Source organism: Pseudomonas sp. GW823-FHT02C02 (assembly GCF_058797635.1).
This window is the reverse complement of sequence record NZ_JBXAJV010000018.1, coordinates 138,789-155,062: the sequence shown is the minus strand read 5'-3', so window position 1 is coordinate 155,062 and position 16,274 is coordinate 138,789. Positions and strand designations below refer to the sequence as shown.

Here is a 16,274-nt window from a genome sequence, read left to right as displayed (position 1 = left end):
CATCGGGGCTCAACCGTTCAGTTCGTGGGACAGCCGTATCTCACCAGATTTGGAAGTCTTTTTCAGAGTTTCCCTAAGGGTCGGCCAACCCTGCTGTCGCCGGATCTAGTGCCTTCGCGAGCAGAATCGTGATGGCGCACCACAAATCCCGCTGCCCCCCTCAAATTTCCCTACCAAGGGAACATCACACTGTCATGCAGGTCGGTTACATCAGTAGCTATCCAGGACCGCACGACGGAAGCGTGCAAAAACGCGACATTTTTTGTTGATCTCAAGCCCCTCACGCCCTAAAGTTCGCGCCGAACGTCCATGCTGGAAACGATCCATCCGGCTCAAGTACTGACGACGAGACAGCAAGGCCAAGGGAAAGCACCGCCTCCCGTGGCCTTTTTGCTTTCGGCGACATGCCTTGGGAAGTAGGCGAACCAAAGTGGGGATACGGAGGACGTTCAGGAGGGTGTGTCATCAATGAAATCACGAGTGCGCCGGAGCCTGCTTTTGCGCAGGGCAAGGCGCGAGGCCCGCGGTTTGGTTGTTCCAAATAAGGGACGAGCAACGCAGCCCTGCGCAAAAGCAGGCCCGGCCCTTCGGGTTGTGCCTGAGCGCGCGCCATGCTGCGTTACAGGCCTTGCGAAGGGAATGACCATTAGCGGCGGCCTGCGCCTTGCCTGGCACGCGCTCAGGCGCAACGCACTCGCGATTTCATTGATGACACACCCTCGCACCCATTGTTAATTTCAGTTTGCCAGTAGGAGTTCCCAGCATGTCGATCAACGTCGAAGACTATTTCGCGCGCGATACCTTCAACAAAATGAAGGCGTTTGCCGACAAACAAGAAACCCCGTTCGTGGTGATCGACACCGCGATGATCAGCCAGGCCTATGACGACCTGCGCGCCGGTTTCGAATTCGCCAAGGTCTACTACGCGGTCAAGGCCAACCCGGCCGTCGAAATCATCGACCTGCTCAAAGAGAAAGGCTCGAACTTCGACATCGCGTCGATCTACGAGCTCGACAAAGTGATGAACCAGGGCGTTGGCCCGGATCGCATCAGCTACGGCAACACCATCAAGAAATCCAAGGACATCCGCTACTTCTATGACAAGGGCGTGCGTCTGTATGCCACCGACTCCGAAGCAGACCTGCGCAACATTGCCAAGGCTGCGCCGGGTTCGAAAGTCTACGTGCGCATCCTCACCGAAGGCTCGACCACGGCTGACTGGCCTTTGTCGCGCAAATTCGGCTGCCAGACCGACATGGCCATGGACCTGCTGATCCTCGCCCGCGACCTGGGCCTGGTGCCTTACGGCATCTCGTTCCACGTCGGTTCACAACAGCGCGACATCAGCGTCTGGGACGCGGCGATCGCCAAGGTCAAAGTGATCTTCGAACGCCTGAAAGAAGAAGACGGCATCCACCTCAAGCTGATCAACATGGGCGGCGGCTTCCCGGCCAACTACATCACTCGCACCAACAGCCTGGAAACCTACGCCGAAGAAATCATCCGTTTCCTCAAGGAAGACTTCGGTGATGACCTGCCGGAAATCATCCTGGAGCCAGGCCGTTCGTTGATCGCCAACGCCGGCATCCTGGTCAGTGAAGTGGTGCTGGTGGCGCGTAAATCCCGTACCGCCGTCGAGCGTTGGGTTTATACGGATGTGGGCAAGTTCTCCGGCCTGATCGAAACCATGGACGAAGCGATCAAGTTCCCGATCTGGACCGAGAAGAAAGGCGAGATGGAAGAAGTGGTCATCGCCGGCCCAACCTGCGACAGCGCCGACATCATGTATGAGAACTACAAGTACGGTCTGCCGCTGAACCTGGCCATCGGTGATCGTCTGTACTGGCTGTCGACCGGTGCCTACACCACCAGTTACAGCGCGGTTGAATTCAATGGCTTCCCGCCGTTGAAATCGTTTTACCTGTAAGCGCTAAAGCGACAATCAAAAAGCCCATGACATGTCATGGGCTTTTTTGTGTCTGAAATCCTCTCCCCCCGGCACTCTACAGCGCTTGCAGGGGGACGAGCTCCCGCTCAAGGTCGGCGCAGCGCTGAGCGTAATCGGTAGCCAATTCGCGAACTTGCCCGTTCTGCGCAGTCAACAACGTCTGACTCGCCACCCGCAGGAAATTTATATTTCCGCCGTCCCGCGCCTTGCGTAACCAACGCAGCGCTTCTTCGATATGCCCCTCGTCGGCCAGCACAGCGGCATGACTGAACTGCCCACGAAAATCACCACCGACCGCCGAGCGTCGATACCACTCACGCGCAGCTTGCGGATCCGCCGGACAGCCCCGTCCTTCTTCCAGATAACGACCGAACAGGTTCATCGACTTCGCATGGCCCAGTTCTGCGGCGCGACGATAAAGACTCAGCGCTTGCGCCTGATCCTCCATCACACCTCGCCCGGTCGCCAGCAGATTGGCGTAGTTGTACATCGCCCAATCCAGCCCGGCGTCGGCGGCGATTCGATAATGCTGCGCGGCAACCGAAGCATCCGCCGCACACCCCCAGCCATGTTCATGACAACGACCGAGCATGTTGCGCGCCATCAGATGCCCGCGCCGGGCGGCAATCCCGAACCAGCGCACGGCCAGCGGCTGGTCCTGCCCGATGCCATTCCCGTCCAGCAGAATCTGCCCGAGCAAGGCTTGAGCATCGAGAATATTTTCACGGGCAGCGATCAGAATCGCCTGGGCTGCACGAGCGGGGCTTTCTTCCAGCATGGCTTTGAGCGAATCACCGTCGAGGACTTCCTCGCGGCGCAATTGGAAACTCATACGTCGACCCAACGACGCAACAGGTTGTGATATGTGCCCGTGAGGCGGATCAACGACGGGTGATCGGGCATGTCCTGAGTCAATTGCTGGATCGCTCCGTCCATCTCGAACAGCAACGCGCGCTGACTGTCTTCGCGCACCAGGCTTTGGGTCCAGAAGAACGACGCATAGCGGGTGCCGCGGGTGACGGCGTTGACCTTGTGCAGACTGGTGCCGGGATACAAAACCATGTCGCCGGCCGGCAATTTCACGCGCTGGGTGCCGAAGGTGTCCTGGATTTCCAGTTCGCCGCCGTCATAGTCCTCCGTTTCGCTGAAAAACAGCGTCGCCGACAGGTCGGTGCGGACCCGCTCGATACCGCCCTTGGGCTGACGCACGGCGTTGTCGATATGGAAGTCGAAACTGCCGCCCGCCGTGTAACAGTTCAGCAACGGAGGAAACACTTTGTGCGGTAAAGCCGCGGACATGAACAGCGGATTTTTCCACAGCCGCTCAAGCATCGCCGCCCCCACTTCCTTGGCCAGCGGATGACCTTCAGGCAGCTGCAGGTTGTGCTTGGCTTTGGCCGACTGGTAGCCGGCGGTAATTTTGCCATCGGCCCAATCCGCCTGCTCCAGAGCCTCGCGGATGCGCTGCACTTCTTCTTTCGCGAACACGCCGGGAATGTGCAGCAGCATGGGAGGACACCTGGAGGTAAAGAGGCGGCAATGGTATTGATTCTTATTGACTGTGTAAAACCCCCACGACGAACGAATCATCAAAAACCGTAAGGTCAAATTGTAAAGAATGTAAATTCCTCGCGAATAGTAACGTTTCGCAATTGATACAAATACGCGTCTACCCTATATTCCGCGGCCTCAAATCCTTGGGGAGGGGAATTCACATGTCACGCCAACACTCACATTTACCGGTCAGTTCACCGCGTTTGCTCGCGTCTGCAATTGGCGTGGCGATCACGGCCGGTTCTGCCGGCCACATGGTTTTCGCAGCCGAAAAGGCCGACGAAAAAGCGCCGGGCAATGCGATTTCCCTGGGGGCGACCTCCATCACTGGCGAAGCCCAGGATGCGACTTCCTACAACGTTGAAAAAGCCTCCTCGCCCAAGTACACCGCACCGCTGGTGGACACACCGCGCTCGGTCACCGTCATCCCGCAGCAAGTGCTCAAGGACACCGGCGCCCTCAATATGCAGGATGCGCTGCGCACCGTTCCGGGCATCACCTTTGGTGCCGGTGAAGGTGGAAACCCACAAGGCGATCGTCCGTTCATTCGTGGTTTCGACGCGCAGGGCGACACCTATCTGGACGGCGTGCGTGACACCGGCTCGCAGAGCCGCGAGATCTTCGCCGTAGAGTCCATCGAAGTCAGCAAAGGTCCGAACTCGGCCATTGGCGGCCGTGGCGCGGCGGGCGGCAGCATTAACCTGGTGAGCAAAAAGGCCCACTTGGGCGACTCGTTCGACGGTGGTTTTACCTGGGGTTCGGACCAGACCCAGCGTTACACCCTGGACGGCAACTACCAGTTCACCGACACCGCCGCTGGCCGTCTGAACCTGATGAGCCACGAAAGCAATGTCGCCGGCCGTGACAGCGTCGACTACGACCGCTGGGGCATCGCCCCGTCGCTGGCATTCGGCCTGGGCACCGACACCCGGGTCAACCTCGATTACTACCATCTGGAAAGCAACGACACGCCAGACTCGGGCATTCCGTACACCATCCCTGTCACAGGTTCCGCCGCCCGCACCAAGTCGAATCCGGACAAGCCGTTCGCCGGCGGCGATCACAGCAACTTCTACGGGCTGGATCGCGATTTCCGCAAGGGCCGCACCGACACGGCAACCTTTGCCATCGAGCACGACCTGAGCGATGCGCTGACCGTCAAGAACACCCTGCGCCACGGCAGCAGCATGCAGGATTACATCCTGACCCAGCCGGACGACAGCAAGGGCAACGTGAACAACGGCAGCGTCTGGCGCCGGGCCAACACCCGCGTGAGCAACACCGAGACCACCACGAACCAGACCGATCTGTTTGGTGACGTCTACATTGCGGGCTTCAAAAACAGCTTCGCCACCGGCATCGAGCTGAGCCGCGAGGAAAGCCAGAAATCCTCGTACAACGTCAACGTCGACACCACCCCGAGAACCGCGGCGTCGACCACCAACTGCTCGCCGGCCCTGATCGGCGCGCCAAGCGGCTACAACTGCACCTCGCTGGCCAACCCGAACCCGAACGACCCATGGAACGGTGCGATCTCGCGGAACTACGCCGGCACTGATACCGAGTCCGATACCTACGCGCTGTATGTGTTCGACACCCTCGAGTTGTCCGAGCAATGGCTGGTGAACATGGGCCTGCGTTACGACCATTTCGACACCAAATACAAAACCTACAACGCATCCAGCGTGACCACGTCCAAAGGGGATGACGTCAGCGAGTTCGTGACCGGCCAGTTCGGCGTGGTTTACAAACCGGCCGAAAACGGCAGCATCTACGCGTCCTACGCCACCTCCGCCACGCCACCGGGCAACACGCTGGGCGAAGGTCAGGAAGGCAACCCGTTGGGCGGCACTCCGGATCGCAACGGCAATCTGCTGAGCAGCGACATGGAGCCGGAAACCACCAAGAACTACGAAATCGGCACCAAGTGGGACTTGCTGAACGATCGCCTGTCGTTGACCGCAGATATCTTCCGCACCGAGAAAGACAACGCCCGCGTCCAGGTCGACACCACGTCCTATGAAAACGCCGGTAAAACCCGCGTACAGGGCATCGAATTGTCGGCCAGCGGCAAGATCACCGAAAAATGGCAGGTCTTCGCCGGTTACGCCTACATGGACAGCGAGCAAGTCGACGGCGGCCCGCTGGGTAAAGCCAACGATGGCAACGAACTGCCGAACACCCCGAAAAACAGTGCCAGCCTGTGGACGACCTATCAGGTCACGCCAAAGCTGACCATCGGTGGTGGTGCGTTCTATGTCGACGACGTCTTCGGCAGCGTGGCCAACACCACCATGGTCGAGTCCTATGTTCGTTACGACGCAATGGCTGCCTACAAGTTGAGCAAAAACGTCGACCTGCAACTGAACGTGCAGAACCTGACCGACGAAACCTACTACGACAAAGCCTTCTCGACCCACTTCGCCAACCAGGCGGCGGGCCGCACGGCATTGCTGAGCACCAACTTCCACTTCTGATCAATGTGGGAGCGAGCCAGCTCGCGAATGGATGGTTGCCGCACCTCATCTGTGGCGACGGCTACAGCCTTCGCGAGCAGGCTAGCTCCCACATAAAGCAGCCGGCGCTATAAGGTCAGGCCCCGTTCATCTGCATGAACGGGGCTTTTGTACGTAAAAAAGAATGTTTCTCAGCAACCCACGGCATAATGCGCGCCGTGATGATTATTTCGAACGAACAAGGCGAGCGACGTGTTGAAGAAAACCCTGTTCCAGTTGCACTGGTTTTTCGGCATCAGTGCCGGGCTGGTCCTGGCCCTGATGGGCATCACCGGGGCGATGGTGTCGTTTGAGGATGAGATCCTCAGCGTGCTCAATCCTTCTGTGTTGCAGGTCGAGAAGCAGGTTGCCGGCGTCCTGCCGCCCGCCGAACTGGTGGAAAAAATCGAGGGCGCCTCCGGCAAGAAAGTCGCGATGCTCTGGGTCGAAACCGACAGCGGCAACGCCGCGCGGGTGAGTTTCACCCCGCCACCGGGCGAACGCCGGGGCGAGATGCGCTACTTCGATCCGTACACCGCCCAGTTCATGGGTGAAGCCACCGGTCAGGACTTCTTCGGCCTGATGCTGCAACTGCACCGCTTCCTCGCCATGGGCGATACCGGGCGGCAGATCACCGGGGCCTGCACGCTGATCCTGGTATTTTTCTGCCTGTCCGGCCTGTACCTGCGCTGGCCGCGCCAATGGAAAAACTGGCGCGCCTGGCTGACCCTCGACTGGAAGAAAAAGGGCCGCAGTTTCAACTGGGACCTGCACTCGGTGGCCGGTACCTGGTGCCTGGTGTTTTACCTCCTGTCAGCGCTGACCGGGTTGTCCTGGTCCTATGAGTGGTACAACAAGGGCTTGACCCAATTGCTGTCCGACTCTCCGCAGAACGAGCGCGTTCGCGGCGGTCGAGGTCCTGCCCCAAGCGGCCCGGCGCCCACCGCCGATTACGCCGCCATGTGGAGCAGTATCTACAGCGCCGCAGGTCCGGCACTCAGTGCCTACAACATCCGCATGCCGCCCGTGGCCGGCCAACCGGCGACGGTCTTCTACCTGTTGAACTCCTCGCCCCATGACCGTGCGCTGAACCAGATCAGCCTCGATCCGGCCACCGGCCTCGTCAAACGGCATGACCGTTACAGTGACAAGAGCCTCAAGGCACAACTGCTGACCAGCATTTACGCGCTGCACGTGGGCAGTTACTTCGGCATCGTCGGGCGGATCATCCTGACCCTCACCGCGCTGACCATGCCGCTGTTCTTTGTCACTGGCTGGTTGTTGTACATGGACCGTCGCCGCAAGAAAAAGCAGATCAAGGACGCCCGCAAAAACTTCGCGCAAACGGGCAACAATGCGCCAGCCTGGTTGATCGGCTTCGCCAGCCAAAGCGGCTTTGCCGAGCAACTGGCGTGGCAGACCGCCGGGCAATTGCAGGCGGCCGGCCTGCCGGTAAAAGTCCAACCCTTGGCGAATGTCAGCGAACAGGATTTGCGTGAATCCAGCAATGCGCTGTTCGTAGTCAGCACCTTCGGCGACGGCGAAGCGCCGGACAGCGCCCGCGGTTTCGAACGCAAGGTGCTGGGCCAGGCGTCGAACCTGGAAAGCCTGAACTACGCGGTATTGGGTCTCGGTGATCGCCAATATCACCACTTCTGCGGCTTCGCCCGACGCTTGCACACCTGGCTTGGCGAGCATGGCGGCAAGACGTTGTTCGCCCCAGTGGAAGTCGACAGCGGCGACCCTTACGCCTTGCGTCACTGGCAGCAGCAACTCGGCCTGTTGACCGGGCAAGCACCGGTCGACACCTGGCAGGCGCCAAGCTACGACAACTGGACCCTGACCCGCCGCGAGTTGATGAACCCGGACAGCAGCGGCTCACCGGTGTACTTGCTGGGCCTCACCGCACCGACCACCAGCAGTTGGCTGGCGGGGGATCTGGTGGAAGTCCTGCCCCGCAATTGCCCGTGGGCAATCGAGCATTTCCTTGATGGCCTGGGTATTGAAGGCCGGGCGATGGTGACCTTCAATGGCTTGTCGCAACCGCTGGAGCACGCCCTCGCCAGCCGACAACTGCCAGAAAACAGAACCCATCTGGTCGGCCTGCACGCTCAGGCACTGGTCGATGCACTGGTGCCGTTGGCCATGCGCGAATACTCCATTGCTTCGATTGCGGCTGACGGCATTCTGGAACTGATCGTGCGCCAGGAAATGCACACCGATGGCAGCCTGGGCATCGGCTCCGGCTGGCTGACCGAACACGCGCCGGTGGGTGGCACCATCAGCCTGCGAGTGCGGCGTAACAGCGGGTTCCATCTACCGACCGAGCCGGTGCCGATGATCCTGCTGGGCAACGGCACCGGGCTGGCTGGACTGCGCAGTTTGCTCAAGGCACGCATTGCCGATGGGCAGCAACGGCATTGGCTGCTGTTCGGTGAGCGTCATCGGGAATACGACTATCTGTGCCGCGATGAGCTTGAGGAGTGGCTGACTTCAGGCGATCTGGAGCGACTGGACCTGGCGTTCTCGCGGGATCAGGCCGAGAAGATTTATGTGCAGGATCGGCTGCGTGAGTCGGCCGATCTATTGAAGCAATGGCTGGCTGACGGCGCCGTGATTTACATCTGCGGGAGCTTGCAGGGGATGGCTTCAGGCGTGGATCACGTACTCAACGAAGTGCTCGGGATTGCAGAAGTCGACCGCCTCATCGAGCAGGGTCGCTACCGCCGCGACGTCTACTGAACCACCACAATCCCTGTGGGAGCGAGCCTGCTCGCGAAAGCGCTGGGTCAGACAACGACGCTGTTGAATGTGAAACCGCATTCGCGAGCAGGCTCGCTCCCACATTGGTTGTGTGTTGTTGGTGAAAACGGTCAGGCTGGCTGAAGCTTGCGTTCAAACACCGCCACCCCATCCAGATCCCGCAACACCACACTCATCTCCCCCGTCTGCCCATCGATATTCACCTCGCCAAAAAACTGGAACCCGGCAAACGGCGAGGTGTTCTGCGCCGGTGGTGCTTTCTCGAAAACCACCTCGGGCCCGAAGGTCTTGTCCAGCGGATTGGGTCCGAAGCTCCCGGCATTCAACGGCCCGGCCACAAATTCCCAGAACGGTTCGAAGTCCTGGAATGCGGCGCGGTCCGGGTGGTAATGGTGGGCTGCGCAGTAATGCACATCGGCCGTCAGGAACACGTAATTGCGCACCTGCTGCGCCCGTAAAAAGCCCAACAGTTCAGCGATTTCCAGCTCACGCCCCTGGGCCGGTCCTGGATCACCGTTGGCCACTGCTTCCCAGCGCGCCACACCGGGGCTGACTTCTCCGTCGGGGACGCCGAGGCCGATCGGCATGTCGGCGGCGATGACCTTCCATTGGGCACTGGAGGCTTTCAATGAAGCCTTGAGCCAGTCGAGTTGCTCACGACCGAGAAACGGTTTGGCAGTGCCGAGGTTGTCGTCATTGGCTTCGCGATAGCTGCGCATGTCCAGCACGAACACATCCAGCATCGGCCCGTAGCCGAGCTTGCGATAAATCCGCCCGCCGCCATCGGCGCTCTGCAAACGCATGGGTGCATATTCGAGCCAGGCCTGGCGGGCGCGACCGACCAGGCTGTGGATATCTTTGCTCTTGTAGCGCTCATCCAATTGCTTGCCCGGTGACCAGTTATTCACCACTTCGTGGTCATCCCACTGCCAGATCTGCGGGACTTCGGCGTTGAAGCGACGAATGTTCTCGTCCATCAGGTTGTAGCGGTAGTTGCCGCGATAATCGTCGAGTGTCTCGGCGACCTTGCTCTTGGCTTCGCTGGTGATATTGCGCCACACCCGGCCGCTTTCGGTGGCCAGTTGCGCCGGCACCGGGCCGTCAGCGTAGATGGTGTCGCCGCTGTGGATAAAGAAGTCGGGCAGGCGCAGACGCATGGCTTCGTAGATGCGCATGCCGCCAATGTCCGGATTGATGCCGAAGCCTTGGCCAACGGTGTCGCCGCTCCAGACAAAACGGAGGTCGCGCCGGGTTTGCGGCACGCTGCGCAAATGACCGAACCAGGGTTCGCTGGTGACACCGCTTTGGGCGTCTTCGAAATACACGCGATAGAAAATCGCCTGATCGGCCGGCAGCCCCGTGAGCTCGACCCGTGCGGTGAAATCGCTGCGCGCATCGGCCAATGGCGAGACGAATCGGCGTGGGTTGCCAAACAGGCTGCGGGTGTCCCATTCGACCACCATCCGCGCCGGTCGGTCGCTGCGGCTCCAGATCATCGCCCGGTCGCCCATCAGATCGCCGGACTGCACGCCATCGGTGAGCTGCGGACGGTCCTTGACCGAGGCGATAACGGCCGGCGCCAGCCCTGGAAGCAATAGCCCGGCGCCGACGGCTTGCATGACACGGCGACGGCCGAGGTCGAATTCGCTCATGGTGTTCTCCCTGAAAAGGAAAACTAAAGCACGTGCGCATGAAACCGGTGTGACACCGCCCCCCCCTGTAGGAGCGAGGCTTGCCCGCGAAGGCGATCTGACAGACACCTGTTTGTTGAATGTTAAACCGTCTTCGCGGGCAAGCCTCGCTCCTACAACGTGGTGTCAGGCTTTGGCGGGTTCGAGTGCCATCTCAACAGCTTCCGGCCGCTTGAGCAGCGCATACGCCACCGCCGTCAGCAGGCTCCCCGCCACAATCGCCAGCAGATACAACAGCGCATGGTTGATCGCATTCGGGATCGCCAACACAAACAACCCACCGTGCGGCGCCATCAGTTTGCAGCCGAAATACATCGACAACGCACCGGTCAGCGCGCCACCGGCAATGCTCGCCGGAATCACTCGCAACGGGTCTTTGGCGGCAAACGGAATCGCCCCTTCGGAGATGAAACACAGCCCCAATACCAGCGCCGCTTTACCGGCCTCGCGCTCGGTCTGGGCAAATTTGCGCCGTGCGATAAACGTGGCGATACCCAAGCCAATCGGCGGCACCATACCGGCGGCCATGGTCGCGGCCATCGGGGCATAACTTTGCGAGGCCAGCAGCCCCACCGAGAACGCATACGCGGCTTTGTTGATCGGCCCGCCAAGGTCGACGCACATCATCCCGCCGAGAAGCACACCGAGCAGAATCGCGTTGGTGGTGCCCATGCTGTCGAGGAAATGCGTGAGCCCTTCGAGCATCCCCGCCACCGGTTTGCCGACGATGTAAATCATCACCAGGCCGGTGAACAGGCTCGCCAGCAACGGGATGATCAGAATCGGTTTCAGTGCCTCAAGACTTTGCGGCAAGCGCGCATAACGATTGATCGCCTGCGCCGCATAACCGGCAATGAAACCGGCAATGATCCCGCCGATAAAACCGGCACCGAGGGTGCTCGCCAGCAGGCCACCGATCATCCCCGGCGCCAGACCCGGACGGTCGGCGATCGAGTAGGCGATGTAACCCGCCAGCAGCGGCACCATCAACTTGAACGCGGTCTCGCCACCGATCTGCATCAGTGCGGCGGCGAGTGTGCCTTCCTCCTTGAATGCGGAAATGCCGAACACGAACGACAAGGCGATCATCAGACCGCCCGCCACCACCATCGGCAGCATGAACGACACGCCCGTCAGCAGGTGTTTATAGACGCCGGTCTTCTCTTGTTTGGCCGGGCCTTTGGCACCGGTCGACGCGGTTTCCTGCTTGCCTTCGGCCAGCGCTTTATTCAGCGTCGCCTCGGCTTGCTTCAACGCAATGCCAGTACCGCAACGGTAGATTTTCTTGCCGGCAAAACGCTCGGTGGCAACTTCGATATCACACGCCAGCAGCACCACATCGGCATCGGCAATCGCCGCAGCGCTCAGTGGATTGCGCGCACCGACCGAGCCTTGGGTTTCCACTTGCAGGTCATAGCCCAGACGCTTGGCCGCTTGCTGCAAGGCTTCGGCCGCCATGAACGTGTGAGCGACACCGGTCGGACACGCCGTGATCGCCACCAGGCGTGGCGCGTTTTGAACGGTGGTAGCAGGTTGCTCGACAGCTTCGGGCGCGACATACACCTGAGCTTCTTCAGCCCCGCGTCGTAGCACCGCTTCGACATCCTGCAGGGCATGCGCGGGCGTGCTCTGGAACACTTTCTTGCCGACGAATCGCGACATATCCACCGGCGCACTGGTGACCAGCAACACCCACTCGGCCGCTTCAATCGTGGCAGCCGACAGCTGACGTTCCGGATGCGCGGCATCGACCACTTCGACGCTGGTGCTCCAGCCCTGACGCTGGGCCGCTGCATCGAGCAAACGGGCGCACAGCACACTGGTGACCATGCCGTTCGGGCAGGCCGTAACAATGGCTAGTTTCATGACAAACCCTCTTATTGTTCTGTCAGGGTGCGGATGCGCACGCCCTGTTCGAGCCGCGCCAACTGCGCGACATCGCCAATTCCGAAACCGATCTGCGTGACCGCCATCGCGGCGATTGCCGTGGCGGTGCGCAGGGTCTGTTCAGGCGTGTCGGCACTGAGCAAACCGTGGAGCATGCCGGCCAGCAACGAATCGCCTGCGCCCACGGTGCTGACGACGCTGACCTTGGGCGGCGTGGCGTGCATCGCCGAGCCGACACTGAACCAGTTCACGCCATCGGCCCCGTGGGAGATCACCACATGCTCGATGCCTTGAGCGTGCAAACGGCTCGCCGCTTCGGCTTGTGCCGCCACCGATATCACCTCGCAGCCCAACGCGTCGGCTAACTCTTCAGTGTTCGGTTTGATCAGCCACGGGCCGGCCTTGAGCGCTGCACGCAAGGCTTCGCCGCTGCTATCGAGGGCAACGTTCAGACCGAGGTTTTTCAAACGTTCAATCAACGCCTGCAACCACTGCGGGCTTATCCCCTGCGGCAGGCTGCCGGCCACCACGACCGCGTCATGACCGGGCGCAATCTGCTCGAGTCGATCCAGCAGCGCCTGCTGAGCCGTCGCATTGACCATCGGCCCCGGACCGTTGATGTCGGTGATCCGCCCATCGTTTTCCGCCAGTTTGATGTTGCTGCGCGTCTCACCGGGCACCCGGATGAACGCATCGACAAAACCGCGTTTGGCGAACAGGGTTTCGAACGCTTGAAGGTTGTCCTCACCGAGGAAACCGCTGACCGTCAGCTGATGGCCGAGGTCGGCGAGCACCTGCGCCACGTTCACGCCTTTACCGGCGGCGTGGGTGTGCATTTCGTCGCTGCGATTGACTTGGCCGGGCTCGAGGCGCGGCAACTGCACCGTCAAGTCCAGCGCCGGGTTGAGCGTCAGGGTCAGGATTTTGGCCATTACAGGGCCTCCACTAATGCGCGCACTTCATTGGCGCTGCCCACGGCCAGGGCCTGTTGGGCGAGAATTCTGGTTTGGCTGAGGCTGAGTTCGCGGATGCGTGCCTTGACCTCGGCAATGCTGCGACCGGACACGCTGAGTTCGTCCACGCCGAGACCGACCAGCACCGGCACCGCCAGCGGATCGGCTGCCAGCTCGCCGCACACGCCGACCCACTTGCCGTTGGCATGGGCCGCGCGCACGGTGATGTCGATCAGTTGCAGCACCGCCGGGTGCAAGCCGTCAGCCTGGGCCGACAAGGTTGGATGCCCCCGGTCGATGGCCAGGGTGTATTGAGTCAGGTCATTGGTGCCGACGCTGAAGAAGTCGACTTCCTTGGCCAGCACCGGCGCCAGCAAGGCCGCCGATGGCACCTCGATCATGATCCCCAGTTGCAGGTCAGCCACCGGGATTTCCAGACGCAGACGCTCGGTCATGTCCCGCGCCTGGCGCCACTCATCGACGCTGCCGACCATCGGGAACATGATCCGCAACGGGCGGTTGTCCGCTGCACGGAGCAAGGCGCGCAATTGCGCTTCCATGATCTGCGGACGCTGCAAGGTCAGGCGAATGCCACGCACGCCGAGGAACGGGTTTTCTTCTTTCGCAATCGGCCAGTACGACAGTGGTTTATCGCCACCGACATCGAGGGTGCGAACCACCAGGGGACGACCGGCCAGGCCGTCGAGGACGCGGCGGTATTCGACTTCCTGGGTGGCCTCGTCCGGCGCCTGGGAATGGGCCATGAAAATCAGTTCAGTGCGCAGCAAGCCGATGCCTTCGGCACCCTGCTCCACCGCGCTGGTCACGCCGGCACTTTCGCCGATGTTGGCGAACACTTCGACCGCATGGCCGTCGGTGGTCAGCGCCGGTTGATGGCGTTGTTCGGCGGCGGCTTTCAGGCGTTGTTCGCGGGTGTCGCGTTCTTCGGTGGCGCGCTGCAAGGTTGCCGCGTCGGCGTCCACATGCAGGCGACCGCGCTGACCATCAATCAGCAACGGCGTGCCCGGCGCCAGCAGCAACACCGCCGCACCAGCGCCGACCAAGGCCGGAATGCCCAGCGCCCGGGCGACAATCGCACTGTGAGCAGTCGCGCCGCCACGGGCCGTGAGAATGCCGGCCACACGGGTCGGATCGAGACGGGCAACGTCGGACGGGCCGACTTCGTCCATCACCAGAATGTACGGCTGATCGGGTTCACTCGGGGTTTCGACGCCGCTGAGTTGCGCCAGCACCCGACGACCGATGTCGCGCAGGTCGGCAGCCCGTTCGGCGAGCAAGGCGTCCTGCAACGATTCCTGTTGTTTGGCCGCCGCTTCAATCACCGCCATCCACGCCGCTTCAGCGCTTTCGCCGTGCTTGAGGCGGGTGTCGACTTCATCGGTCAATTCCGGGTCGTCGAGCATTTCCTGGTGGGTGATGAAAATCTCGCGGATGGCTTTGGATTTGCTGCGTTCGATCAGGCCTTCGATGTCGCGGCGCACGTGCACCAAGCCCTGCTTGAGACGTTCACGCTCAATGGCGGCAGACTCGCCACGCAACGGGTATTCGATGGTTTGCAGCACTTGAATGTGCGCCGGGCCAATGGCAATGCCCGGTGCAGCGGCAATGGCCTGGACCAGACTGCCGGACGCTGGCGCCAGGAGCACTTCGGCGACATCGGCAAACACCTCGCGCTGCTGGCTCACGGCGGGCAACGGCTCGACGTCTTCACCGAGGCCTTCTTCGATGGCGGCCAGCAAGGCTGGCAAGGCATCGGCGGCGATGCTCGGTTCAGCGACGAACTCCAATACCTGACCGCGCCGGGCGCCGAGGCTGAGCAGTTTGCTCAAGCTCTTCACCGATACGGCGCTGTCCTGGCCATCGACGATGCGCACGCGGATTTCGCCTTCAAAACTTTTCGCCAACTGCGCGAGGATCTTCGCCGGGCGGGCATGCAAACCGTGGGCGTTGGCCAAGGCAATGCGTGCGCTCGGCCAATCCGCCGGCAGTTCACCGCCCAGCACTTCGAGGACTTTACGGCTGCTGGTGGCGCGACCCAATTCATGGCCACGGCCTTCGATCAGCAGCGCACACAGGCGTTCGAGCAAAGCCTGATGCGCCTCGCCGAGGCTGGCCAGGCAGAACAGGCCACTGAGGGGCTGGCCGAGGTAGCGCATGGGCTTGTCCGGCGTGACGAACGCCAGGCCCGGACGCTTGACCGTTTGTTCGCTGTGCAGCCACCACAAGCCATCGCCCAGCGGCAGCGCTTCGACCTGTTGCAAGACGGCGGAGAACCCGTTACTCACGCAATCGGCCTGGCGCAGCAAACGCGCGCCGCGCCATACAAGTTCTTCGAAGTCATCGGCGGAGACACCAAGGCCGATCATTTGTGCATCCAGCGCCAGTTCCTGCGGTGCCCCTTGCAGCAGTTTCAATAAGGCTTCGGCGGAACTGGCGCGACGCAGGGCCTGGCCCAGGTCGGTTTCTCCGAGGGCACGGGTCAGCAGTTGCAGCAGTCGCAGGTGTTCATCGGATTTGGCGGCAATGCCGATCGCCAGGTAAACGATCTGGCCGTCGCCCCAGTCCACGCCTTCGGGGAATTGCATCAGCCGCACACCGGTGGAAAACACCTGATCGCGGGTTTCCGGCGTACCGTGGGGGATGGCAATACCTTGACCGAGAAAGGTCGAGCCCTGGACTTCCCGGGCCTGCAAACCGGCGAGATAACCCTCGGCCACCAGGCCATCGGTGACCAGATGCCCGGCCAGTAATTGCAAGGCTTCGGACTTATCCACAGCCGACTGGCCCATGGATATCTGCTCTATGGTGAGCTCGAGCATGCTTTCTCCTTTTTGGCGTCTGTGGGCGCCAGGTATTGTTTTGGATGATTCCAGCTTAGGCGCTTCGTCATCATTTTTGGCGGTTTCACGGCAGAACCGGCCAAATGCGCTTATAACGTAGAAAATACGCTTGCTGAAACGTT

Annotated in this window: 9 protein-coding genes; 3 read left to right on the top strand and 6 right to left on the bottom strand. The window is 61.2% G+C overall.

The features are described 5' to 3' along the window. Nucleotides 1-763: 763 nt before the first annotated feature. Entirely contained in the window at nucleotides 764-1,927 is a 1,164-nt protein-coding gene (locus AC1ROI_RS27180; protein WP_010463443.1) for a type III PLP-dependent enzyme, read from the top strand. A 76-nt stretch (nucleotides 1,928-2,003) separates the two neighbouring features. Here the strand turns inward: AC1ROI_RS27180 and AC1ROI_RS27175 are convergent, their stop codons facing one another. Both AC1ROI_RS27175 and AC1ROI_RS27170 read right to left on the bottom strand, forming a co-directional pair. Beyond that, nucleotides 2,004-2,780: a tetratricopeptide repeat protein gene (locus AC1ROI_RS27175; RefSeq protein WP_102593606.1), complete on the bottom strand. Its 777-nt coding sequence runs from the start codon at nucleotides 2,778-2,780 to the stop codon at nucleotides 2,004-2,006. Continuing rightward, on the bottom strand, nucleotides 2,777-3,457 hold the full coding sequence (locus AC1ROI_RS27170; protein WP_102593605.1) for a Fe2+-dependent dioxygenase: 681 nt from the start codon (nucleotides 3,455-3,457) through the stop codon (nucleotides 2,777-2,779). The genes AC1ROI_RS27175 and AC1ROI_RS27170 overlap by 4 nt, the downstream gene beginning before the upstream one ends. Before the next feature lie 206 nt (nucleotides 3,458-3,663). Here AC1ROI_RS27170 and AC1ROI_RS27165 point away from each other — a divergent pair, with 206 nt between their 5' ends. Both AC1ROI_RS27165 and AC1ROI_RS27160 read left to right on the top strand, forming a co-directional pair. Further along, nucleotides 3,664-5,979 (top strand): TonB-dependent receptor, encoded by a 2,316-nt coding sequence (locus AC1ROI_RS27165; RefSeq protein WP_102593604.1) that lies wholly within the window; start codon nucleotides 3,664-3,666, stop codon nucleotides 5,977-5,979. A 231-nt stretch (nucleotides 5,980-6,210) separates the two neighbouring features. Then, complete coding sequence (locus AC1ROI_RS27160; RefSeq protein ID WP_102593603.1) at nucleotides 6,211-8,739, top strand: PepSY domain-containing protein; 2,529 nt, start codon at nucleotides 6,211-6,213, stop codon at nucleotides 8,737-8,739. A gap of 131 nt (nucleotides 8,740-8,870) precedes the next feature. Here the strand turns inward: AC1ROI_RS27160 and AC1ROI_RS27155 are convergent, their stop codons facing one another. The 4 genes from AC1ROI_RS27155 to ptsP all read right to left on the bottom strand — a co-directional run bounded on the left by AC1ROI_RS27155 (nucleotide 8,871) and on the right by ptsP (nucleotide 16,131). Further along, nucleotides 8,871-10,412, bottom strand: coding sequence for an alkaline phosphatase D family protein (locus AC1ROI_RS27155; RefSeq protein WP_102593602.1), 1,542 nt, complete (start codon nucleotides 10,410-10,412; stop codon nucleotides 8,871-8,873). Nucleotides 10,413-10,577: 165 nt separating this feature from the next. Then, the gene (locus AC1ROI_RS27150; RefSeq protein WP_010463455.1) at nucleotides 10,578-12,317 is read right to left on the bottom strand and encodes a PTS fructose-like transporter subunit IIB; all 1,740 of its coding nucleotides are present in this window, start codon (nucleotides 12,315-12,317) and stop codon (nucleotides 10,578-10,580) included. A gap of 11 nt (nucleotides 12,318-12,328) precedes the next feature. Further along, complete coding sequence (pfkB, locus tag AC1ROI_RS27145; protein WP_010463457.1) at nucleotides 12,329-13,270, bottom strand: 1-phosphofructokinase; 942 nt, start codon at nucleotides 13,268-13,270, stop codon at nucleotides 12,329-12,331. Then, nucleotides 13,270-16,131: a phosphoenolpyruvate--protein phosphotransferase gene (gene ptsP, locus AC1ROI_RS27140; RefSeq protein WP_102593601.1), complete on the bottom strand. Its 2,862-nt coding sequence runs from the start codon at nucleotides 16,129-16,131 to the stop codon at nucleotides 13,270-13,272. Before ptsP ends, pfkB begins: the two co-directional genes overlap by 1 nt. Between the last annotated feature and the right edge of the window lie 143 nt (nucleotides 16,132-16,274).